This window comes from Paenibacillus sanguinis 2301083 = DSM 16941 (assembly GCF_000374825.1).
Lineage (GTDB): Bacteria > Bacillota > Bacilli > Paenibacillales > Paenibacillaceae > Fontibacillus > Fontibacillus sanguinis.
Genome location: NZ_KB895398.1, coordinates 13,038 through 35,163, shown reverse-complemented (window position 1 = coordinate 35,163; position 22,126 = coordinate 13,038). Strand labels below are relative to the sequence as shown.

21 protein-coding genes are annotated in these 22,126 nt (G+C 47.1%); 4 read left to right on the top strand and 17 right to left on the bottom strand.

Features of this window, described 5'->3' with window-relative positions:
- Positions 1-2: 2 nt before the first annotated feature.
- From C557_RS0121120 to C557_RS23910, 7 genes are all read right to left on the bottom strand, one after another.
- On the bottom strand, positions 3-836 hold the full coding sequence (locus tag C557_RS0121120) for an ABC transporter permease (protein WP_018753849.1): 834 nt from the start codon (positions 834-836) through the stop codon (positions 3-5).
- Between the two features lie 179 nt (positions 837-1,015).
- The gene (locus tag C557_RS0121115) at positions 1,016-1,756 is read right to left on the bottom strand and encodes a GntR family transcriptional regulator (RefSeq protein WP_018753848.1); all 741 of its coding nucleotides are present in this window, start codon (positions 1,754-1,756) and stop codon (positions 1,016-1,018) included.
- A gap of 479 nt (positions 1,757-2,235) precedes the next feature.
- Positions 2,236-2,898, bottom strand: coding sequence for a DUF1868 domain-containing protein (locus C557_RS0121110; protein WP_018753847.1), 663 nt, complete (start codon positions 2,896-2,898; stop codon positions 2,236-2,238).
- A gap of 18 nt (positions 2,899-2,916) precedes the next feature.
- The gene (locus C557_RS0121105; RefSeq protein ID WP_018753846.1) at positions 2,917-4,629 is read right to left on the bottom strand and encodes an ABC transporter permease; all 1,713 of its coding nucleotides are present in this window, start codon (positions 4,627-4,629) and stop codon (positions 2,917-2,919) included.
- 2 nt (positions 4,630-4,631) lie between these two features.
- Entirely contained in the window at positions 4,632-5,657 is a 1,026-nt protein-coding gene (locus C557_RS0121100; protein WP_018753845.1) for an ABC transporter ATP-binding protein, read from the bottom strand.
- 28 nt (positions 5,658-5,685) lie between these two features.
- Positions 5,686-6,807: an ABC transporter substrate-binding protein gene (locus C557_RS0121095; RefSeq protein ID WP_018753844.1), complete on the bottom strand. Its 1,122-nt coding sequence runs from the start codon at positions 6,805-6,807 to the stop codon at positions 5,686-5,688.
- The gene (locus C557_RS23910) at positions 6,788-7,477 is read right to left on the bottom strand and encodes a hypothetical protein (RefSeq protein WP_018753843.1); all 690 of its coding nucleotides are present in this window, start codon (positions 7,475-7,477) and stop codon (positions 6,788-6,790) included. Before C557_RS23910 ends, C557_RS0121095 begins: the two co-directional genes overlap by 20 nt.
- Before the next feature lie 404 nt (positions 7,478-7,881).
- On the opposite strand from C557_RS23910, the gene C557_RS0121085 reads away from it, so the two are divergent.
- Positions 7,882-8,754 (top strand): AraC family transcriptional regulator, encoded by an 873-nt coding sequence (locus C557_RS0121085; RefSeq protein ID WP_018753842.1) that lies wholly within the window; start codon positions 7,882-7,884, stop codon positions 8,752-8,754.
- A gap of 88 nt (positions 8,755-8,842) precedes the next feature.
- Here C557_RS0121085 and C557_RS0121080 read toward each other — a convergent pair whose 3' ends face one another.
- Positions 8,843-9,256, bottom strand: coding sequence for a DUF4183 domain-containing protein (locus C557_RS0121080; protein ID WP_018753841.1), 414 nt, complete (start codon positions 9,254-9,256; stop codon positions 8,843-8,845).
- A gap of 429 nt (positions 9,257-9,685) precedes the next feature.
- Between C557_RS0121080 and C557_RS0121075 the strand changes: the two genes are divergently transcribed.
- Positions 9,686-10,255: a thymidine kinase gene (locus tag C557_RS0121075; RefSeq protein ID WP_018753840.1), complete on the top strand. Its 570-nt coding sequence runs from the start codon at positions 9,686-9,688 to the stop codon at positions 10,253-10,255.
- Between the two features lie 124 nt (positions 10,256-10,379).
- Here the strand turns inward: C557_RS0121075 and C557_RS0121065 are convergent, their stop codons facing one another.
- The 6 genes from C557_RS0121065 to C557_RS0121040 all read right to left on the bottom strand — a co-directional run bounded on the left by C557_RS0121065 (position 10,380) and on the right by C557_RS0121040 (position 15,677).
- Positions 10,380-11,789, bottom strand: coding sequence for a deoxyguanosinetriphosphate triphosphohydrolase family protein (locus tag C557_RS0121065; RefSeq protein ID WP_018753838.1), 1,410 nt, complete (start codon positions 11,787-11,789; stop codon positions 10,380-10,382).
- Positions 11,790-12,015: 226 nt separating this feature from the next.
- The gene (locus C557_RS0121060; RefSeq protein WP_018753837.1) at positions 12,016-12,735 is read right to left on the bottom strand and encodes a hypothetical protein; all 720 of its coding nucleotides are present in this window, start codon (positions 12,733-12,735) and stop codon (positions 12,016-12,018) included.
- On the bottom strand, positions 12,732-13,199 hold the full coding sequence (locus C557_RS0121055) for a flavodoxin (RefSeq protein WP_018753836.1): 468 nt from the start codon (positions 13,197-13,199) through the stop codon (positions 12,732-12,734). Before C557_RS0121055 ends, C557_RS0121060 begins: the two co-directional genes overlap by 4 nt.
- A gap of 188 nt (positions 13,200-13,387) precedes the next feature.
- On the bottom strand, positions 13,388-14,143 hold the full coding sequence (locus tag C557_RS0121050; protein ID WP_018753835.1) for an exodeoxyribonuclease III: 756 nt from the start codon (positions 14,141-14,143) through the stop codon (positions 13,388-13,390).
- 102 nt (positions 14,144-14,245) lie between these two features.
- A complete protein-coding gene (locus tag C557_RS0121045; RefSeq protein ID WP_018753834.1) occupies positions 14,246-14,578 on the bottom strand; it encodes an antibiotic biosynthesis monooxygenase in 333 nt (110 codons plus the stop codon).
- Positions 14,579-14,612: 34 nt separating this feature from the next.
- Positions 14,613-15,677 (bottom strand): ABC transporter ATP-binding protein, encoded by a 1,065-nt coding sequence (locus tag C557_RS0121040; RefSeq protein ID WP_018753833.1) that lies wholly within the window; start codon positions 15,675-15,677, stop codon positions 14,613-14,615.
- 386 nt (positions 15,678-16,063) lie between these two features.
- Here C557_RS0121040 and C557_RS0121035 point away from each other — a divergent pair, with 386 nt between their 5' ends.
- Together C557_RS0121035 and C557_RS0121030 are read left to right on the top strand one after the other, a co-directional pair.
- On the top strand, positions 16,064-16,393 hold the full coding sequence (locus C557_RS0121035; RefSeq protein ID WP_018753832.1) for an ArsR/SmtB family transcription factor: 330 nt from the start codon (positions 16,064-16,066) through the stop codon (positions 16,391-16,393).
- 109 nt (positions 16,394-16,502) lie between these two features.
- On the top strand, positions 16,503-18,278 hold the full coding sequence (locus C557_RS0121030) for a SulP family inorganic anion transporter (RefSeq protein WP_018753831.1): 1,776 nt from the start codon (positions 16,503-16,505) through the stop codon (positions 18,276-18,278).
- A 355-nt stretch (positions 18,279-18,633) separates the two neighbouring features.
- Here the strand turns inward: C557_RS0121030 and C557_RS0121025 are convergent, their stop codons facing one another.
- The 3 genes from C557_RS0121025 to C557_RS0121015 all read right to left on the bottom strand — a co-directional run bounded on the left by C557_RS0121025 (position 18,634) and on the right by C557_RS0121015 (position 22,123).
- A complete protein-coding gene (locus tag C557_RS0121025; RefSeq protein ID WP_018753830.1) occupies positions 18,634-19,356 on the bottom strand; it encodes a maleate cis-trans isomerase family protein in 723 nt (240 codons plus the stop codon).
- Between the two features lie 603 nt (positions 19,357-19,959).
- Positions 19,960-20,436: a hypothetical protein gene (locus C557_RS0121020; RefSeq protein WP_018753829.1), complete on the bottom strand. Its 477-nt coding sequence runs from the start codon at positions 20,434-20,436 to the stop codon at positions 19,960-19,962.
- Between the two features lie 91 nt (positions 20,437-20,527).
- On the bottom strand, positions 20,528-22,123 hold the full coding sequence (locus C557_RS0121015) for a response regulator transcription factor (protein WP_018753828.1): 1,596 nt from the start codon (positions 22,121-22,123) through the stop codon (positions 20,528-20,530).
- Positions 22,124-22,126: the final 3 nt, after the last annotated feature.

The following is a 22,126-nucleotide window of genomic DNA, read 5'->3' as shown; positions in this document are numbered from 1 at the left end:
CGTCACTTTATCTTGAAACCATTCGCCATGTTCTCGGCAGACAAGTAGCGTCGAAATAACAGCAATACTATAATTGTCGGGATCATCAGAATCAGGGAGAAGACGGGTCCCGCCGTTGTCGCATATTGCATAATGATTCCGTACATTTCTATCGGCATCGTCTTGAATTGCGGAAAGCCGACCAGCATGGTTCCTTGCGCTTCTTCAAGCGATCCGAGGAATGTGAACAATGCCGCTACAATAATGCCCGGCAGCGCCAGCGGGAACGTCACATGCAGGAACGTGCGGAACGGACCCGCCCCTGCATCTCGTGCCGCTTCTTCCTGCTGTCGATGCACGCTGCGGAATGCATTCGCCGGAATCCAGGTCATGAACATCAGTGAGTTCAGTACATGAATGAGCAGTACGCCCGGCAGCGTGCCGATCAGATTCAGCTTGTAGAAGATAATACCAATCGCTACGTACAGTCCCATTTTCGGAAATGCATCACTTAGCAGGAACGACAGGAACAGCAGCTTTCGTCCCGGAAATTCAAATCTCGCCAGCGCATAAGCCGCTGGCAGGCAGATGCACATGGACAGCAGCGTTGTAACAATCGCAATGACAAATGATAGAATGATAGAACTCATCAGATTTTTCTGTCCCAGCACGTAGTCCCACCATTTGAAGCCCCACTCTTGCGGAAACAGCGCCGGCGCTTCATACTTATTCGAGAAAGCCAGCATAATCAGATTGAGCAATGGCAGATAGAAGAACAATACAAAGACAGAGAAGATAATGAATTCGATAACCTTCCGTCTGCCGAGCGCATAGTAAAATCCTTTGAACGAGAACATTCTCAACCTTCTTTCCTCCTTTGACAATTCTGCCGCAAGGCCAGCGCAACTCGCGATTTCGCGTTGCCATGTTAGCATCGTCTGTGAGAGCAAGCTCTCCAGCGTATCCGACTCACCCAGCGTCCACAGCAAAACGCGGATGAGTCGCAATCAGAACCCTCGCAGCCTTTAAGTTGTCGTCAAGCCGATCCTCCTCCATTCAAATGCCGCTCTCGCCGAACCCAGAAGCGAAATACATCGTTGCGCATATAATCATAGGAATATAGAACCTCGCTGTTTCGCTCGTCATAATGCAACTGCTTCATCAGCAGTACCGGTGTGTCTTCTGCCTTGTCACCCTGCAAGTGCTGCACGTACGGATCGCTTCTGGACGGCACCCTCAGTTCGGTATCGGATCTGGCAATAACGACACCATGCTTCTCTTCCAGCAGTTGAAACAACGAGGGATTGGTCGCTTCAATTTCAAATGCTTTGCCCACAATGTGATGCGGAATAATATTGATCGAGCATACAATGACTTCTCCTTCGGCGTAGCGGAACCGCTCCATCTTCTTTACCGGCGAACCGACCGGAACACGCAAGGCATCTGCCCAGTCCGGGGCGCACTCTTCCTCCTTGATAATGATTTTATCCTCGCCTTCTTCCAATCCGGCCAGCTTGATCATCTTGCCGATGCTTTGCAAAATTTCCAGCCGACTCGGAATAACCGTCAACGGTTTGATGACGAATATACCAACGCCATGCTTCACCAGCAACTTCCCCTCCTTCTCCAGCAAACGGATCGCCGAACGGAGGGTTTCCCGACTGACATCAAAGTAATTCGCCAATTCATATTCCGAAGGCAGCTTCTGCCCCACTTTCCATAGCCGGTTTTCCAGCATGCGTTCAATTTCCTGCTTGATGTTCTGATAAAAAGCCAAGCGCGTTATCCTCCATTTCCTCCTCTTAGTCCTTTTAACAGGTCTAGACATCTGAAATAAGCTTACTTCAACATTGTTAAGTCCGTGTTTTCGCATTTTAAAGATATTGTAAGCAGCGTAAAAGCCTCATAATGCGGATTTGTCTGCTAAAAAGCCTTATATCATATCTGAATTGCGTTCATAAATGGCTGTTGCTATAAGGAGAGGGGGGTAGTTGTCTATATCTCTTGGTTGCATGATCAGCAACATTACGTGACCTATGTATACCAACAAAGCAGAAAAAGTACACAAGCAACCCATTAAATCAAAAAAAACATCCATCTGCCCGTTTGCCCAAAAAATGTATATAAAACAAAAAAAGGTATCAGATTCATCATCCTTGCCTCCTGTTAGGATTCCATATAAAAATAGAGCCGCCCGGAATCAGTATTCACTGATTGTCTGGACGGCTGCAAAATTGGTTCTGGCGTTGCCTGCTTTCATAACTTGCGGCGAGACAGATCCGGTTCATATTCAAGCATATTATTAAAAATGACAAACTCTGGTTCAGGAAGTTCAAAAGGTGCTACCTTTTTCCGCAGAACCTCGGTGTAATGACGGCAGAAGGCCTGTGCCATAGCCTGCTCTTGATGGCTTAGCTCATACAACTGATAGGAGTAGGTTAAATGAAAGGCAAACTCATCATGACCTGCATGCCGGATACCTACGGCTTCAGACACCCTATCACGATAATCCCGAATTTTCTGCTCATCGTGTGCAGAAGCAGGCTTGAGGCGAATATTGATCGGAAGACAGCAATCCACCTCCATTTTTATACCCTGCGGCTTGGGAATTTGCTCCACCGTTTCTTTTAGCTTCTTATCTATTTGGATAAACTCCTCCTCGGGAGAACAAATCCGGGGCCAGTACGGTGTCCCTCGATCCATCTCGCGACAAAGCGTCAAAATCGTAACATGGAACGAAGAGGGTGGCAGAAATGCGTAGGACTGAGCCAATTCAGTATTTTTGAGAGCCTCCATGACTTTAATACTCTCCCGGTAGATATTATACAGCTCACTATTCAAGAAACTGATAATCGTGTTTCCCAGATAGTCCTTTGCTCTTCCATCAGGATAAAACTTTAGCTCGCTTTCTTTAATCATGGCTAAAACCTCTCTGCATCATATTTGACTGGACTGGGAGCCATGTCTTTTGCGTTCATAAACAAACAAAATGACTAAAGTAGACACCAACATAATAAGGACTGAATACACGAAGCTTAGCATCTGGGCCTGCGGCGAAGCTTCCGATGAAGTAGCTGCATTTAGGACTACACCCAGCGGCTGATATAAGGGATGAAATAAGAATACGGACATGTCGTATTCTGACAACAAACCAATAAAATTCAGTAAGAAAATAGAAAGTACGGCTGGTAAAATAATCGGAAATACGACTCGCACATACGTCTTGAAAGAAGAAGCCCCTAAATTTTTGGCGGCATCCTCCAGGGAATGGTCAACACTGGTATAAGCCGCTTTAACCATGCGAAGAGTGTAAGGTATTTTAAGAATAATATAACCTAATAGCAGGATGAAGGCGGTCCCCGTCAGAACATTACCCAAGACCAACAAGCTAGGCTTATTGAAAGCCATAATCAACCCCAGCGCAATTAAGGTTGCAGGCAGGAACCAAGGAATTTGAAGTAGCAGTTCCAATGCATTTGTCCATGTGTTGCTGTGCTTGACAATGATTCTGCCCAAGATCAGCATCACTGCAATTACGATGAGACTGGCCAGAGCGGCGTAGATGATACTGGTGAATACTGGGCGAATTCCCGTTGTCGAGGAGAATACGGCATAATAATTATTTAGCGAGAAGCTGCTGAAATCGATAACTCCGTTGTACAGATCAGTTACAGGCATAAATGAAAAACAAAAAACCGCCAGTAAGGGCACCGTTTGGATCACCGCGATAACATGCGCAATAGCAGTCACTATTCCACGAAGCACAGGAGATTTGATATCTTGCTTTTGCAATGGAGTTTTCACTTTTGATACAGAACGATAGTTTCCCTTCCTCTCGATATAATTGGATACAAGCAGGATGATGACCGTAATCAACCCCAGAAATATGGCTAGAATCGCCGCATAATTCCTTGTAGTCAAAGTTTTGGAGAATGAATAAATCAAAATATTAATGGTCTCAAACTGATCTCCACCCAGAACCTGTGGGGTAGCAAGGGCTGATATACCCACAATGAACGTGAGAATGGATGCTGCAAAAATAGAAGGCTTTAAAGCAGGCAATACAACCTTCCAAAGGATGCGTCCGCTCCGAATACCCATATTTTGCGCAGCCTCAACCGTCTGGTAATCGACAGACTTCAATGAGTCACGAACAAATAGGATATGATTGGCCGTGCCAGCAAAGGTTAGCTCAATCAGGACGGGCCAGAAGCCCTTAAACCATAGAGGCTCGAGTCCCGGAATCCAGTTTGTAAGCAATCCCTGGCTCCCGTACAGGAAATTGTATGCCATAACCAACACCATACCATTACATATCAGCGGAGAATGATAGGCGATAGAGAGCCACCGACTCCCCTTTATTTTGAAATAATCCAGGATGAGGATTTGAAACAGGCCTAAAATATTTACTGTAATGGTAAGGCAGCAGGCAAGCACAAAAGAATTTCTCAGGCTAATGATCGCACGTTCCGAAGCAAGAATGTTCAGTACGGGCTTAAGATCAAACTGGCCGTCTGTCCATAGGGTAATATTAAGCAGCTTCAGATTAGGATAAATTAACCAGGTGAATACACCCCATCCAAGCACAATGCCCAGCGCCAAAATACCGGCAAGCTTTCTTAATTTATAATTGTTCTTTAGCATCTCCATATTCATTCACCCCGGAAGGTCATGAGGTCATTCTTGCTGATATATAGGCGCTTACGCTCGCCCCTGTTCATGATTCCATTGATATTTGTAGAAATGGATTTCAGGCTGTCATTCCCCACCTTAAAGGTCTTTCTTGTCGTCAGCCCATAGAACTCTTCCAGCTCAAATTCCGCATCCAGCACAAGGTATTCAGCACTCTCTTCCGGGCTAATCTCCTCCTTCACATGCTCTCCCCGGACATAAACATGCTTATCCCGCTCCGCAGTAAAGTCTGGATTTAACTCCACAAGCCTCTGAACAATTCCCGGAGTCAAACGATTTGAGTCACCAATGAACTGACTAACAAATTCAGTTTTAGGGTGATAGTATACTTCACGAGGGGTTCCTATCTGTTCAATACAGCCGTTGTTGAAGACGGCTATTCTGTCGGAGAGCGTCAGGGCTTCTTCCTGGTCATGGGTCACGTAAATCATGGTCACTCCCGCAGCCAGTTGAATTTTTTTCAATTCCATGCGCAGCTGCACTCTAAGCCTGGCATCCAGATTGGAAAGTGGTTCGTCCAGAACAATAATTTCCGGCCGCAAAGCAAGCGTTCTTGCAATAGCTACCCTCTGCTGCTGACCTCCCGAGAGCTGGGATACATTCTTCTTCAGTTGCTCCGAGGTCAAATTGACCATATCCGCTACTTCCTTCAGTCGTAACCTGATGTTCTCTTTAGACCATTTGTTCTCCTTCAACCCAAAGATAATGTTCTCTTCCACACTCATTGTCGGAAATAAGGCATAACTCTGAAACACCATCCCTATACCTCTCTTTTCGATAGGCTTGTAGGTGATATCCTCGTTCTTTACCTTTACACTTCCGTGTGTCGGAATGATAAACCCGGCAATAGCTCTAAGTGTTGTGGTCTTTCCACATCCCGAAGGCCCCAAAAAGGTAAAAAATTCACCCTTTTGGATCTCCAAGGACAGGTTCTCAATAGCCACAAAATCTCCAAATCTGATCTGGACATTATTTAATTCAATCATGTTTGCATACCTCTCATGTATCGAGTTATTACATATACTCCAGTTGAATCTTGGCCACCCATTCATCCATCATCGAGTTAACGTAATCCCAATCAAGTTGTTGTGCCTTGAAGTTCTTTGTTACTTCCTGCATAAGCGGAATCATTTGATCTGTTGCATCCTTATTCACAACCATACTGCCATATTGGGAAGCATATTCACCAATCACCTCTGCACTGCCCAGCCAGTTAGCCAGTCGTATCGATTCCTCCAGCTTGGCTTGATTGCTATTCTTCAATACTCCGATCTGATTGGCATTGGAAGGCTCTCCAGTGGCTGAGTAAATAATGATGGGTGTCACATTAAAAGTCTCCATTTTGCCCTTTAGCCCCGAGGCATAAGTGAAAGTGATAGGAACTTCGCCGCTGGCCATATTCTGGAAATCATTCTCTCCCTGTGGTGTTTTGTAACCATACGCAAAGTATTGCTTGATCGCGTTCCATCCCTCCGCAGATACCCCCAGTTCCCCATTAGCATCCAGATATTGTCCTAATATCCCGCCAATAATGGCTCGGTTGGTTGTACCTCCAAAGTCCACAGGAACAGCATACTTGCCATGATACATTTCTTTTTCCCATAAATCCTGATAGCTTGTTGGAACCGTGTCAGACGTATAGACTTCCGGATTGGCAACCAGTAGCTTGGGCTGAATCTCATAGGTCCAGCTATATCCATTATCCTCTGCTACGCCTGCCACTTTGTCTGCCCACTCGGGTGTCCATTTCTCCAATGCGTCCGCTTGAACCATGGACTCAAACATGCTGTCAGAAGGTCCCCATACCACATTAAGTGTTGGATTACTCGCCTCGGAAATAACCCGAGAGGTAATATCCCCGCCGCCTAAAGGGACAATTTCTGCATGAAAGCCAGCCTCTTCGATCTTGGCTTTCAACCAAGTATCTCGTCCATCACTTGCATTATTAGTAGCCAGAACAATTCGTTCTCCCGTCGGCTTCTGGGTTAGAATGGTCTTCATATCACCGGCTTGACTTGGCGAATCAGCATTTCCTCCACTCTTATCAGAAGTATCGCTTGTTGTTGTCCCGCAGCCCGCCATAAATACAGCCGTTAATAACAACATCGTCAGCACCTTAAACATCATCGTCTTCATAAGTATCTTCCTCTCCTATAATAAATTTGATATAAGTCCTGTCGTCGAAGCTTAGAGAATGCTTGGTCATACCTTTGGTAGACAGATAATTCCTGTAGCACATGGGGTCACTAGCGATTTGCTCTCTCAACCTTTGCTCTGTCTTCTCAAGCGTATTTTCCAGCGTTGGGTAACCATCGCTGGCGAGAATAATCTCATGCTTCCCTGCACCCAGCGGGAACACTTTGATCAGGCTCTGCGGAATAGGCTCTCCATTAAGTACAGCGTATCCAAACTCAGTAAGATCATTGTTGGCAAAAACGGCTGACTCTAAAATCCACGGAAGTATAATTTGCCTTCCCTCATCCTGCTCATGCTTCACCCTAGGATTACCTTTAAGATCATGGATTTGTAGGATCAAGCTCCGCATCTCAGCGAGGACAATATCACTCTTTTTGGCATTCAGATGCCACTGCCCATCAATAATGAACTGACAATCCCCAATTAGCCAAATTTCCCGATGCCAATCGGAGTAAATGACAGCTACCGCTTGAAATCCACTTTTGCTTTTTTCCAAGGGGAATTCGATTTTTTGATATATTTTGGAAAATTCCCTGTTCACATTTTGAATCAGGTCTTCCAGCCTTGCCGTTGGCGAAAGCTGCTCAATCTGCCCTTTAACCATCTCCATCGCGAGACGTCCTGTTGTTTTTCCCTGATAGCAAAAGTCGGACTTGCTAGTGACTCCGTCCACCACTGCAACAAAGTGATCCGTAATTACTAAACCGTCTTCGCTTTGTGCTTGTCCATTTTTACCTATTGATTGTTGTTCAATTATCTTAATAAACCACCACTCCCTCTTGCTGCCTGCAATTACAGTTTACTTGTCCAGGAGTGAAAAAAAAGGCACTATCGTCTTCAAAACCTTGCATTTTGTCTACTTGAATCCCTTAGCTTTATAAGATTTACGCTGGCTTTACCGTCCATTTACATCCCATTTTCATTCATAATGCATAATGACAAGCAAAGGCACTTACTTATCGAATATAAAATGTGAATTTTGAATTATATTTCCATTTATTCATGGAGGACAATATGCAAACAAAAGCGAAGCCTACTCCTTATGGAAAAAAACCAAGTATGGTGAATACGGACTATCAAATTCATTACAATAAGGACACCTCGTTAACCTCATTAAGAGGGGTGCATTCTCATGATTATTATGAATTTTATTTCTTCATGTCTGGGCGGGTCACTTATCATGTCGAGGGACAGCAGTTCCAGCTTCAAGCAGGTGATATCATGCTCATTCAGCCTGGACAGAAGCATTACGCTGAGATTACGGCAAGCATGGCTTATGAACGTTATGTACTCTGGCTTCATCCTGATTATTTACAGCTGGCTTCCACGGAGACCACGAACCTGCTTCAACCCTTCAACCATATTAACTGTCTGGGCTGCCACCTCAACTTGCCCAATGACATGGTGATCCTTGTTAATCATCTGCTTGACAATATTTTGATTCAATCTGTATCCAATGAGTATGGATCGGATATGTTAGCTCGTTCGTTCATAAACGAATTATTGATCCGTATCGCAAGGACTAAAATGTATCATCAATCCACCTATTTCTCCACGGATTTTAATAATAACGATCTGCTGGCAAATGCACTTAATTATATCCATCAACATATATACGAGAGCATCCATGTGCAGGACATTGCCGATGCTACTTTTGTAAGCAAATCATTTCTGTCCAAGAAATTTACGGATAGCATGAAAATTTCTATTCACAAGTATATAGTTAGAAAGAAATTATACTTATCCAGGCAAGAGCTCCTGCATGGCAGTTCTATTGATGCTGTGTTTGAAAAATATAGCTTTGGTGATTACAGCTCCTTTTACCGTGCTTTTAAAAAAGAATTCGGAATGTCACCTAAAGAGTATAAAAAGTTCATGAACGATTAGAGCCATAAACCACTCAACTTAATAGCAAAAAGCACCAAAGCATGACGAGAAATATCCCTGCTCTAGTGCTGCTCAGAACCAAGATCATTTAATAAGTTATATTCGTCGTTACGGACAGGTTGCTTAGATCGGATACCGAGCCTGAGGTAGAGTTAAAATTGACTACATTTACTACAACCGTAGCGCCAATAACTAATCCAGAATTGATGACCAGACTCGATGGTGTCAAGGTACTTAATCCTCCGCGTTGCATAACCCCATTGACATACAGATTGTAGTAGCCATTAGCAGTCGGGACCACCAGCCCTCCCGCAGGCACAGTGTTTCCAAGGTTATTCGTGAATCGGGTCGCTTGCAGAGTAGTCGTCCCTCCAAAGATATCCCCCAGCACAATAACTGCTGTGTAACGCTGCACCTCGGGTACAACCGACGTTGTTGTTGTCGTATTCACACTGCCCGTTATTATACTCTCCGCTGGCAAATATAAGCGAATAACCGGCATAATCTCCCCTCCAGTCATAGAGTAGCTATTTTGTATCGTATGACTCGAAGCTTCCGGTTGCTTGGACTTATGCTAGATTGCTAGATCAGTTCATAACCGGCATTCTCCATATCGTTCAGCGCAATCCCCTCGCCACATGCTCTTCTTTTTAACACCTGTCCTATTGTTTGACAATTGACGAACGTGTGACTATACTAGCCTTTGACTTCCCTAATCATCCCCCATAAAGAGTCCATAATGCCTGTGATTGCATAGGTTAGGAAGAAATTGATGACTCTTATTCAAGGGTTGGAGATAGCCGCAGGGATAACTGGAAAATGTCACTTTTCCACGTCTCATACCTACCCTGCTATTAGATATGAGATCGTTAATTAGCTGATTTTTCATGAGGGAATCCATGAATTTACTTAGAGAAGGGGACGTTATCATTTGGCACAATTGTTTTTTAAATACGGGGCAATGAACAGCGGCAAATCGATTGAAATTTTAAAGGTGGCTCATAATTATGAAGAGCAGAACAAGCCGGTATTGCTCTTCACCTCAGCCGTGGATGATCGTGATGAAGTCGGTTATGTCTCTTCCCGAATCGGACTCCGGCGGCAAGCTATTCCTATCTATGAGGATACAAACATTTATGATATCGTCCGGGATCATTCCCCAAAGCTATATTGCGTCCTGGTCGACGAATGTCAATTCCTGAGTGAGAACAGCATTAAACAGTTGGTCCGTATCGTGGATGAATTGGATGTTCCCGTGATGGCCTTTGGCTTAAAAAATGACTTCCAGAACGAGCTCTTCGAGGGAAGCCGGATGCTGCTGATCTATGCGGACAAGATTGAAGAGATGAAGACCATCTGCTGGTTCTGCGCCCGCAAGGCGACCATGAATCTGCGGGTAGAGAACGGCCGCCCCGTCTATACCGGCGAACAAATTCAGATTGGCGGCAGCGAGTCCTACTACCCTGTATGCCGCAAATGCCACGCCAATCCGCCGTTATAGCCTATCTATCGCTTGAACCAAACGAAAGGACCTGATTTTCCACATAGGTGGAAAATCAGGTCCCTTTACCTTGGAGAGATGCAGGCTTCTTCTAAGCCAACCCTTCACCCCCCACCTCCTGCTTTTAATCCAGATCGTAAATCGTCCCGACCTTAAGCCCATAAAGCTCATTGTATATTTTCTCAGCGTATGCGTCGGTCATGCCCGCAATATAGTCGATAATCATGTGCTCCCAGGTCCAGATCGGCTTTGTCTTCTGCTGATCCCGGTCAAAGCGCCGCAGCCAATCGCCAGGGATAATCGATTTTGACGTTTCCGGATCAACGAATGCATCCCACAGCCGCTTAATCACCCAGGCGCTGCGCTTCTGAAGACGCTGAACCCGCAGGTCGCGAATCATCGTTACCCAGGCAAAACTCTTCAGTACACTTACCGTGCGCAGCATATCCAGGTTCTCTTGCCCCTCCTTCACGAACGTAACCTTCTGCCAGTCGCCGTCCTCCACAACGCCCAGATTGCCTACAAACAGGCTAACCCAATAGGCCTTGACCTCCCGACGGGTACGCGAGTAGTCCTGATCACATATCGGCATCTTCTCATTCCAAATACGCAAGAAGTCGTCCAGCACCTCTGCCACCTTCACCTCAATCCGATCCGGCGGCCACCCATCCCAGAATGCATCCTCCAGGGTCGTGATCTTCTCTACAATCAGCCGCTGGATATGGGAATCCTTCAGGAAGTATTCATGCACCTCAATCTTCCCAGCCTTGATGCCATCCTCCAGATCATGGGCCGAATAGGCAATGTCATCACAGAGGTCCATTAATTGAGCTTCAAAGGTTTTCTTTCCCGCAGGGATGTTCCAAAGATCGCGAACATGGGAGATGTACTCCCATTCGTGAAGATACAATCCCTTCTTGTTAACCGTACCGGGATAAGGATATTTATTGGTGCCAAGCAGCACAGCATCGGATAGATTGAGACCGTCGATATTCTCCCGCTTCTCCAGAAACATCATCAAGCGGAAATTATGGGCATTGCCTTCAAAATGCTCATACTTCTGCCTGAGCGCTTCCCGAATCCGCGCTTCCTCCTGCTCCGATGCTGCCCCTCCCTTCAAAGCATCCCTGGTTTTGTCGGCAATCAGCTTCTCCAGGATTTGGTCCAGCACCTCCTCGCCCTTATGACCAAATGGAGGATGACCAAAATCATGACAAATCGCCGCACATTCCACGACCTCGGGATCAATAACCAGACCGGGGTGTGCAGCCTTTTCCGTCGCCACCTCCGGATAGGCGCGCAGCAAGCTCCGTGCCGCTTCTCTGGCGATCTGTGCCACCTCCAGCGAATGGGTCAGACGGGTACGGTAATAATCGCCGGTCCCCGCTCCGAATACCTGGGACTTGCCTTGCAGGCGACGAAAGGTAGGTGAATGAATTAACCGCGAATAGTCGCGTTCAAAGGTGGCACGATGTGTCTCCTGTCCAATATTATCGGGATGCTGTCGGTGCTCCCGTAATTCCTGAATATTCATGATCACGTACTCCTTTTCTTTCTCTACTATTTGTTATTGTATCCGCCTTGCTCCCGAACATAAAGCATTCGTCTATAATTTCGCCAGCCGCATACCAAAAAGGCCAGCCCTTCGGCCAGCCTGTCATGTAGGGGGCGGTCCAGTTCGCCGCCTTCTCTTCCATTTATATATGTAGGTTGATTTTTACAATCGCTGCCCCTCATGAATTTCTTAAAATTAAAATCCTCTAGGAGTAGCCCAGCCGCCATAAATCGCATGTCGTGGAGCATTCGGCACTTCGCTGGCCCTCTTTGTCTTCTCTCCGCGCTTCACTCTCCCAAGCATCGACCAGCAGACTCACATAATCCATCGACTTGGACAGGCTGAGAGATTCTCCGATGAAGGAATACCGACGATCCTCCAGCAGTGCATGAACCTCGATCTCTGCGGGGGGCCGGCCAAAAGCGCTATGCCAGAACACGTTAGCCAAGTGAACAAAGGCATCGACCATTCCCTCGTCATCCTCAACAAGGAACTTCTGCACCTTCATCTGTCGTGGATCGCTACGCTCCTGCCACACCGCTTGAACAATGAGCGATAACTGCATATCAAGTCCGGTCGCTTCCGTACTCCAATTCTCATATAAGGCCACCGGATAATCATAGATCATCATCCCTGTAATCAGGGTTAGTTGTCCCACAACTTGATTATATACCTGCCAGTAAAGCAAGGAATCTGGGAAATCACTCTGATTACGGGGCCACCGCCGATTCAGCAGCACCTGGATCGGGGTATGAAGGCGAACTGCGGGAGGCAAGGTGAAGTAGTCATTGATGGCATGACCCACTGCGTATTGAACACGTTGCTGCCAGGTAATTCGCTGGCCTTGTCCCCGCCCGGTTCCCGCCGCCATTTTGGTTGAGCGAATCCAGGTCTCCAGTTCATAGTCCGCCACTTGCTTCATCATGTGCGTGGGATCGCCTCCAGGCTGCGGGCAAAGTTAGCGCCAAACTCATGACACAATACCTTCTCCTCCGCACTTGGGCCATATTCCACCTTCAGAGGCTCCTGCACGATGACCGCGCCAAATTCGCGAAGCCGCTGCTCCAGCTCATCGACGGCAGCACAATATAACCGGTAAGAAGTATCTCCGCTACCGAATGTGGCAGATCGACTCCCTTGCAAGTCCAATTCCTTCATCTCGTCGATAAAATCCTCAAATTCGTCAGGAAGCTCACCATCTCCCCAAGTATAGGCTCCTAGCAAATAAGCATCATATTCCATCAAAAGAACTGCGTTGCAGTCCTCCACCATCTTCAAATCGGCGGTCGCTCCGGTACTGCGTACACCCTCGGCGATCAGTTCGGCCATCTCCTCCGTATTGCCGGTCAAGCTGGCATATACGATTACCACTTTACTCAACGGCTCCATCCTCCTATCCAAAATACATCATATATCGAAGTATATTTGATAATGATTATCATTGTCAATAAGGAGATGGAACTTGATAATCCATACAACCGCCTATTCAACTCTATGGAGCATATTTTACAAGACAAAGGCCGAAAGGAACTTATCCCTCCGGCCAGCTATACACTCCTGATTACATCGATGCTTGATTATAGGTCCACCGTTAGTATCACCGGACAATGGTCGCTGCCCATTACACTGCAATGAATATCAGCTTCGCTCAGCTTGGGCTCCAGACGGGAGGACACCAGAAAATAATCGATCCGCCAACCGATATTGCGTTCACGCACCTTCGGCATATAGGACCACCAGCTATATACATCTTCACGATCAGGGTAAAAATAACGGAATGTATCGGTGAAGCCCGCGGCCAGCAGGTCCGTCATCTTTCCGCGTTCTTCAATGGTAAAGCCGGAATTGCCCAGATTGGATTTGGCGTTCTTAATATCGATCTCCTGATGAGCCACATTCATATCCCCGCAAACGATGACGGGTTTTTGCATATCAAGAGATTGCAGATAGGCCCGGAACCGATCCTCCCATTCCATCCGATAGTCAAGTCGGGATAAGTCCCGCTTGGCATTCGGCGTGTAGACCGTGACGAGATAGAAACTCTCGAATTCAAGTGTAATTATTCTTCCCTCCGGCTCGGAATCCTCTTCCATGCCGTACCGTACTGAAATTGGCTCAATCCGTGTGAAGACGGCAGTACCGGAGTACCCTTTTTTCTCGGCATAATTCCAGTATTGCTTATATTCATCGCCCAAGTCGAGCTCGATCTGGCCTTCCTGCAGCTTCGTCTCCTGAAGGCAAAACAGGTCTGCATCCACTTCCCGAAAATAATCCATAAACCCCTTGCCAACGCAAGCGCGCAAGCCATTCACATTCCATGAAACCAGCTTCATACCGTTCTCCTCTAAATCGCCTGTTGTAGTTGGATTCCCGAACTCTATCATCCTGCTACAAGTATATCATAGGATGGCAGTGGATCGAGTCCCCGGTCAGGCTCAGACGTTAGGGTAGGCTTGCCCCTTCTTAACTACCTTGGCGTCGTACAATTGCACGGTTGTACTCAGGATATGTGAAGGCGGCTGTTGTCCCCGGCTATTCTTGTGTCCCTGAATATGGGCATCGCTTTTCTCCCAGTTCTTCCAGGCCTCCTGGGACTCCCAGCGGATGATAACAACCACTTCTTCGTGCTCGGTGCTTTTCCGGTTGACCAGCACACTGATATCGACCAGACCTTCCATTTGATCGATGGGGCTTTCCGCACGGAAGCGCTCGATCACTTTCTCGCTGCTGCCCTTCTCAACGTTCATCGTTCTTGTCATCACGAACATTCAAATTCCTCCCTATGCAAATAATGGCGAAATCTTACCCCTGTTGTACTAAAACAGGCTGCTCATACTCCCCTGCAAGCTTACGCCGCTTACGCAACACCACTTCCGGTGGTGTTACGGCCGGAGCATAGGGATGCAGCAGCCAAGACTTCACAACATGGGTATCGGATATCTGGTATAAAGGCGGCTCCTGCTTGAAGTCGATCTCCATGGCATAGGAGCTGCGCAGCGCAAAGGCATCGCCATGCGGCGGGCGAATCAGATCAGGTGGAGTGCCCGGGATGGCCGCCAGCTTCGCCTCGCCATGCTGATCCAGACTCGGCATCGAAGCCAGCAAACCCCAGGTATACGGATGACGCGGATTATAGAAAATTTCCTCCGCGGTCCCCATCTCCACGATTTGTCCTGCGTACATGACTGCTACACGATCGGCCATTTTCGCAACTACACCCAAATCATGCGTAATGAAAATAATGGCGGTGCCAATTTTTCGTTGCAGCTCCTTCATCAGGTCAAGGATTTGCGCCTGAATGGTTACATCCAGCGCGGTTGTTGGCTCGTCAGCGATCAAGAGCTTCGGATTGGCCGCCAGGGCGATGGCAATGACGACACGCTGCCGCATCCCGCCGCTAAATTCATGCGGATATTGCCCGAACCGACGTTCCGGATTCGGAATGCCAACCAGTCCCAGCAGCTCAATAGCCCGGCTATAGGCCTGTTGTTTATTCATCCCTTCATGCAAATGCAGCACCTCGGTGATCTGCTTGCCGATCTTGATCGTCGGGTTCAGCGAAGTCATCGGGTCCTGAAAGATCATGCCGATTTCCTTGCCGCGAATTTTCTGCATCTGCTTCTCTGTCTTGCCAATCAGCTCCTGACCGTCAAACCAGATTTCTCCCCGTTTATATACGCCCTGCGGACGGGGAACAAGCTGCATGACCGCCTGCGAGGTTACACTTTTGCCTGAACCGGATTCCCCCACTATAGCCAAGGTTTCGCCCTTGTTCACATGGAAACTGACGCCCCGAATCGCCTGAACCTCACCCTCTCGCGTTTTAAACGAAATGGCCAAGTCTTTCACTTCTAATAAATGCTCCATCTTTATCTATTCCTCGCTTTCCTTTAGAAGCGTGCTGGACAACAGAGGGCCTACAGCGATATGGGCTTGCACTCGCTGTTTCATCTCTACATTGGCCTTCCGGCAACTTGTTCATCACACTTTCAAATCCATCTATAAATCACTAAATAAAAGCTGTTGCCTTAAGATGATAATGATTATCATTATTGAGTATAACATGAGCGGCTTCTGATACTCAATCGGGAATCATCTGGCAAATCGCAACTTTTGACAAATGAATTCGCTTACTTACAGAAAAAGTTGAAAATACATCATTCCCCCCTACCCAGCTTGACGATCCTGTGCTAACATACTAAATATGCAAAGATTCAGAGATATAAAATTTCAGATTTTAAGGAGTTTAGACGATGGATGCGAACTTGCAGCAGTTTAAAGCAGAATTTTTCAAAGCTCTCGCCCATCCGATGCGAATTCGTATTTTGGAGGTGCTAAGCGAAGGCGAGCGAAATGTCAATGAACTGCAAACGATATTGGGCTCGGAAGGGTCCGCCGTATCCCAGCAGCTAGCCGTGCTTCGCGCCAAAAATCTGGTCAATACGGTGAAGGAAGGAACGACAGTCGTCTACTCGCTGCGAGATCCGTTGCTTAAGGATTTACTTGCAGTCGCCCGGCAAATTTTTGATAATCATTTAGTCGAATCGATTTCCCTACTGCAAGGGATTCGCAACCAAACATAGGACATAAGGTACCCCATTTTTCCCCGCCGGGCTGCGGGGGTCTTTTTTGTTTTTCAGGAACGGTTGGCCTCATAACATGCAGATTTCTCAGAAAAGAAGGGTTTAACGGATGAAGTGGAAAGAAAGGCTCACTCATTATGACGCTGCAAAATTTCGCAAGGATTTGATCTCGGGGTGCATTGTTGGCATCGTGGCTATCCCTCTCGGAATGGCTTTCGCCATCGCTTCAGGAGTTAAGCCGGAATACGGCTTGTACACAACGATTATTGCTGGCATTCTGATCTCGCTCTGCGGGGGGTCCAAGTTCCAGATCGGCGGACCCACCGGCGCATTTATTCCGATTCTGCTTGCCATCGTGCTGCAATATGGATATGAGAATTTATTAATTGCCGGATTTCTCGCCGGGATTTTCTTGATTTTGATGGGGGTATTGCGATTAGGAACCCTGATCAAGTTCATCCCCCGTCCGGTGACGATCGGGTTCACCGCCGGGATTGCCGTAACGATTTTCAGCGGGCAAATCGGGAACTTCCTGGGCCTGACCGGCATGCAGCGGCATGAGTATTTCTTTGATAACATGAAGGAAATCGTACTGCGTTTGCCTACCTTGAATATATACAGCATCCTAACGGCAGGAATATGCCTCGCCGCTCTGCTATTGACACCCAAATGGTTGCCGAAGGTGCCCGGCTCACTGGTAGGGATTCTCGTGTCTACCTTTGTGGCCATCTGGTTATTTCCAGGCAAGGTAACAACGATCGGCTCGGCCTACGGTGTCATTCCCGGCGGCTTGCCCAGCTTCCATCCGATCTCGCTAACCTGGGACAATATCGTACCTATGCTGCAGCCGGCCCTCATTATCGCCTTGCTCGGCAGCATTGAATCCCTGCTCTCGGCCGTAGTCGCTGACGGCATGACAGGCACTCGCCATAACAGCAACCGCGAGTTGATTGGTCAAGGGATTGCCAATATAGCCGCGCCGCTATTTGGCGGCATTCCAGCCACCGGGGCCATCGCCCGGACGGCTACCAATATTAAGAACGGTGCGGTATCACCACTGTCCGGTATCATTCACGGAATTGTGGTGCTGCTGGTCGTAGCTCTGTTTGCGCCGTATGCTTCGACCATCCCGCTGGCCAGCATGGCACCGATCCTGATGGTCGTCGCCTGGAATATGAGCGAACGCAAAGCCTTTGCTCATATGTTAAGAACTCGTACAAGCGATACGCTGGTGCTGCTGGTAACCTTCCTGCTGACGGTGTTCGCCACCCTGACCGTGGCCGTGGAGGTAGGACTCATTCTGGCCGTCATTCTCTTCGTGAAGAGAATGGGCGATCTATTAACGGTCGACAAGGTGTTGCCTGACCGCTCCTCTGCCGGGGAGAAGGTTATGGCACATATGGTGACCAAGGAGCATGATTGTCCGCAAATCTCCATCTTTACCGTAGATGGTCCACTCTTTTTCGGGGCCTCTCAGGCCTTTGACCGGTTCGTCGCCCAAATCGACAGCAATTTGCTGCGCGTGGTGCTGATCCGCATGGGCAAGGTGCCATTTATGGATACTACCGGGGAAGCGAACTTTACTTCGCTGGTCAAGCAGCTCCAGCAAGCTGGAATCACGGTGCTGGTCTCAGGCCTGCGTATCCAGCCACGCAAGCTGATGATGAAGACGGGCTGCTACGAATTGATTGGCGAAGCTCATTTCTTCGAGCATACCGGCGAAGCCTTGAGCATGGCGCTTGATAAGATTCATCAGGATAAATGCCGCGGATGCAGACACTTTGCTTTCCGGGAATGTCCCGCCCTATGCGGAGCAGAACCGGAACGTCACAAGCTGCCTGACCGCAAAGGAGCCATTATCCGCGATGATAAGGTTACTGTGTAGCCATTTATGGAAATATAACCTTCTGGTAGGAAGCAGTTTATCCTACCTTATTTCATACCTTAAAAGCATAAAGGTCTTTTCCACATAACAACGAAAACACCTTATGAAAAAGAAGTTTTAAAAAGCACGGTATATGATGGATATTGGAACTTAGGCTATTTTGAGGATTTTTAGTTGATAACCCCAACTATGATCTGAACTTACGAATGATCGCTGGAGGTTCAACTTCATTTTTTATGCTGTATGACGAAACACGACGGGGGCAGCTGCCGGATTTGTTGCCTTCTCCCTTAGGATGCGGCTTTTAGGAAGAAATGGTGATGCCGAGTCGTTCAGCATCACCATTTCTTCTCATTTATAAAGGATATGATAATTGAAACAAGCTGCCGTATCCCTGCAGCTGCTCTTTAATGCCATGGGAACGCATGGCCGCCCACAGGCTTGCTCCATTGCTGGTGATCACAGGAATGCCCAAGTCCTGCTCCAGGCGCTCTACAATTTCCATCGTCCGAAAGCCCGTACAGCTCAGGAACAACAGCTCCGTCTCTGCCGTAACTACTTCCTTGCCAAGACGATAACTGATGTGAGGCGGATTTTTACCTATATTTGAAGCCACTTCTATACCTAATCCCTTTATATTAACGATCTCGTACCCCGCCGCAGTAAAGTACCCTTTGGCCGCATCATTTAAGGAGTCGATATAAGGCGTTGCAATGGCAATCTTCCGCCGCCCCATGGCCTGGAGCGCCAAGCGGCAGGCATAGCTGGTTGTCAATATCCTGGCACTGGCTAACGACTGAAGTCTGGTCCTAAACTGGTCATCCCAATCCATCCCCTGCAAGAAACTGCCAGAGGTACAACCATAAATGATCACATCACTCAAACAGCTTTCCAATTCATCCACCGCTCGCTCGGCGTTCACAGACATGGCCTTCAACCCTTCGGGATTGGTAGCCGTTAGCTTCACCCTCGTGGTATGCACAGAGATGCCCTCTGGCACCATTCTCGATAACTCCGACTCCATCACCGTATTGGTCGATGGCAAAATCAAACCTATACGTTCCCTATATCCATACATAACTTACTACTCCCCTGTGTTTTATATGTTTTAATTATTATATTGTTACAAGCGGGTAAAGTAAATCATATTTTTAAGGGAGCCGTGTGGCATTAGTTAGCTCAAATAAACACCGCCTTCCAGAATTCTTCATTGGAAGACGGTGTTTACCAAGGGTACTTATAGAACATATTTTAAAATGCCCCCCTTTCATGGCTCAATCTAAAAATTAGCGGTTGATCGTTAGCAAGACTTATGAGGCGCATTGCACGTATCCCAAGAAATTCGCTTAATACCGCTGGTTCTCAGGTTCTATTCGGGGATTCCTCTTCTTTTATAGGGAAAAACTCCCGTTAAATAGCTCAAGTCCGCCAGAATCAGGGATTTATATGGATTTTCTCCTGCTAATCATTATGAAATGGTCGATTGTTGGGGAAAAGCCCAAAATTAACATGAGGATTTCCTGTTATATGTCATATTTGGTGAAATAAGGGTTAATTAGCATGAGGATTTCCTGTTAGAGGTATATTCGTTTTTGATTTGCTCCCGAATGGATCATGTCAACCTCTGGTTTTTGTTTTGATTCCCCTTTTATTTTCAGCATTTTCTTGGCCTTATTCACTGCTACTTTGATAAACTAACAAATTTATCCCAATTAAACTCACTAACAATTTCATAAGTACCACTGCTATTCTCTGGCTTATCCTCATCCGTATGATTTCTTACACCTATATGCTTCCGATCTTTCCCGTAAAAAACCAGATCAAACCGTTTACCTTCTTTTGAATTTATTCTTATTCTGTATGTTTCATCTTCATCAACTTCAAGTCTACTTGATTCCTTCAATTTTAAATTCGAAAGTTCACTAATTATCGTGTTCATTTTATTTTCATTTACAATTTCCGCTTTTTCTTGCGAGTGCCCCAGTACTGTGGAATAAACTTCAATGGATGTAATTGCTTCATTATTCAGGTGATTTAACACCAAATCATCGAAAGAACTAACAGATGGGGGTTTTTCAACAACGTATTTACTTATAAAAATTGCGGTAATCAGTAAAATTAAGGATACAGAAAAGAAAACAAACTTTTTTGGATTCATGATAACTAAATCTCCTTGTCTAACCAAAAAGCTTAAAGAGATGATGAAAGATCTCCATTATTGCGAAGGCTACCAAGCCCCCAGCGGAAGCTCAAGCCCCCACCTCCCGAAACTCGGTTGGCGTCATTCCTGTCAGCTTCTTGAAGACTTGGGTGAAGTAACGCGGGTCCTGATAACCAACCATAGGAGCTACCTGATAGACCTTCACAGGGCTGTTCTTCAGAATGTACTTTGCCTTCTCGATCCGGCACTGGGTCAGGTATTCGAGGAAGGTATATCCCGTCACCTGCTTAAACAGCAAACAGAAGTGGCTGATGCTGAGATCTGCGAGTTCCGACACCTCTTCAATGCTAAGATCCTTATGATAATTGTCCAGAATGTATTCCTGTGATCTGGCAATCACGCTTTGAATATTCTCCTTGGTGGAATTCTCCCGGCTTTCTGTAATCCATTTCCCGAAGCTGGCCTTCAAGAGCCCTATCATTTCCGAAAGTGTCCCCAAGGAATGCAGCTCCTGGAGCAACCCTTCCAATGACCATTCTAGCAGCAAATTCATATGTTCATATTGGCGGTACAGTACCACGGTCAATTCTACAATAATTCGCTCAGCCACATCCTTGGTAAACGCCTGCTCCTCAATGTACTGCTTGGTCTCATCAAGGGCCGTGAGCAGCCGTTCCCGCTGCAATGTCCGGATGCTGTCCAGCAGCACGGCTTCCAGATGTTTCGGATATTTGGGTTCCGGGACAACGCTCCCCCCAAGTTCAGCATCATCCATGAACACTCCCGGATGCTCGCTGTAGAATCGACGATACAACGCCTTGGCTGCACTCTGGTAGGCCTCGCTCAAGCTCTCCAGACCCGAGGTGGTTTGACTGAATCCGATGGAGCAAGATAGCTTGGTATTCTGTTTGATTTGACGGATGACATCCGTGCCCAGTTCCTCCTTTTGATCACTAAGCGAGCTTGGGAACAGCAGGACCCATTCACCCCCATGAAAAGGAAAGACCGTCAGCCCACCGTGCTCAAGCGACCATTCTGTTAAAATATTGCGAATCGCAAACAGCCACAAGCGCCGTTCATCCGCTGTCCATTCCCCCGTCAGCTTCAAGTAATGATCCAGCTGAATGACAGCCATGAAATATCCCTGCGATAGCTCGCTATTCTCCAGCCAGCTCATATGCTGTAGAGGGCTTTGACTGGAACCGCCTTCAATGAATTCGGCAAACATCCGCTCACGCGCCAGCACCGACAAGGCCTGCACCGAATGCAATAATCGGGTGGTCTCCGTCTGTTTCTCCAGATTCTTCTTGGCCCGTTCCAGCATTTCAATCAACTCATCGTGATCAATCGGCTTTAGCAAATAATCAAAGGCGCCCTCCCGCAGCGCCTCCCTTGCATATTCAAATTCTCCGTACCCACTAATAAAAATAAACAGCCGCTTGGCGTTCTCCGCCAGCACTTCCTTCATTAATGCAATGCCATCGATGCCGGGCATCCGAATATCGCTGATAATCATATGCGGCGACAGCTCACGAACAAGTTGCAGCGCCTTCTCCCCATTCCGCGCCTCGCCAACAACCTCCAAATTCATCTGCTCCCAGGGAACCGCCACCTTCAGGCTGCGTAAAATGATCGGTTCGTCATCCACCAGAATAACCCGATATTTCTTATCCTGAACGACCACGTC

What these genes read in the sequence shown, in the direction of transcription:
- C557_RS0121100 (WP_018753845.1), bottom strand. Translation starts at nt 5,657, where the DNA reads ATGATTGAATTAAATAATGTCCAGATCAGATTTGGAGATTTTGTGGCT.
- C557_RS0121095 (WP_018753844.1), bottom strand. Translation starts at nt 6,807, where the DNA reads ATGAAGACGATGATGTTTAAGGTGCTGACGATGTTGTTATTAACGGCT.
- C557_RS0121045 (WP_018753834.1), bottom strand. Translation starts at nt 14,578, where the DNA reads ATGTTCGTGATGACAAGAACGATGAACGTTGAGAAGGGCAGCAGCGAG.
- C557_RS0121105 (WP_018753846.1), bottom strand. Translation starts at nt 4,629, where the DNA reads ATGGAGATGCTAAAGAACAATTATAAATTAAGAAAGCTTGCCGGTATT.
- C557_RS0121020 (WP_018753829.1), bottom strand. Translation starts at nt 20,436, where the DNA reads ATGAATCCAAAAAAGTTTGTTTTCTTTTCTGTATCCTTAATTTTACTG.
- C557_RS0121065 (WP_018753838.1), bottom strand. Translation starts at nt 11,789, where the DNA reads ATGAATATTCAGGAATTACGGGAGCACCGACAGCATCCCGATAATATT.
- C557_RS0121040 (WP_018753833.1), bottom strand. Translation starts at nt 15,677, where the DNA reads ATGGAGCATTTATTAGAAGTGAAAGACTTGGCCATTTCGTTTAAAACG.
- C557_RS0121030 (WP_018753831.1), top strand. Translation starts at nt 16,503, where the DNA reads ATGAAGTGGAAAGAAAGGCTCACTCATTATGACGCTGCAAAATTTCGC.
- C557_RS0121055 (WP_018753836.1), bottom strand. Translation starts at nt 13,199, where the DNA reads ATGGAGCCGTTGAGTAAAGTGGTAATCGTATATGCCAGCTTGACCGGC.
- C557_RS0121060 (WP_018753837.1), bottom strand. Translation starts at nt 12,735, where the DNA reads ATGATGAAGCAAGTGGCGGACTATGAACTGGAGACCTGGATTCGCTCA.
- C557_RS0121035 (WP_018753832.1), top strand. Translation starts at nt 16,064, where the DNA reads ATGGATGCGAACTTGCAGCAGTTTAAAGCAGAATTTTTCAAAGCTCTC.
- C557_RS0121080 (WP_018753841.1), bottom strand. Translation starts at nt 9,256, where the DNA reads ATGCCGGTTATTCGCTTATATTTGCCAGCGGAGAGTATAATAACGGGC.
- C557_RS0121050 (WP_018753835.1), bottom strand. Translation starts at nt 14,143, where the DNA reads ATGAAGCTGGTTTCATGGAATGTGAATGGCTTGCGCGCTTGCGTTGGC.
- C557_RS0121120 (WP_018753849.1), bottom strand. Translation starts at nt 836, where the DNA reads ATGTTCTCGTTCAAAGGATTTTACTATGCGCTCGGCAGACGGAAGGTT.
- C557_RS23910 (WP_018753843.1), bottom strand. Translation starts at nt 7,477, where the DNA reads ATGGAGATGGTTAAAGGGCAGATTGAGCAGCTTTCGCCAACGGCAAGG.
- C557_RS0121025 (WP_018753830.1), bottom strand. Translation starts at nt 19,356, where the DNA reads ATGTATGGATATAGGGAACGTATAGGTTTGATTTTGCCATCGACCAAT.
- C557_RS0121085 (WP_018753842.1), top strand. Translation starts at nt 7,882, where the DNA reads ATGCAAACAAAAGCGAAGCCTACTCCTTATGGAAAAAAACCAAGTATG.
- C557_RS0121110 (WP_018753847.1), bottom strand. Translation starts at nt 2,898, where the DNA reads ATGATTAAAGAAAGCGAGCTAAAGTTTTATCCTGATGGAAGAGCAAAG.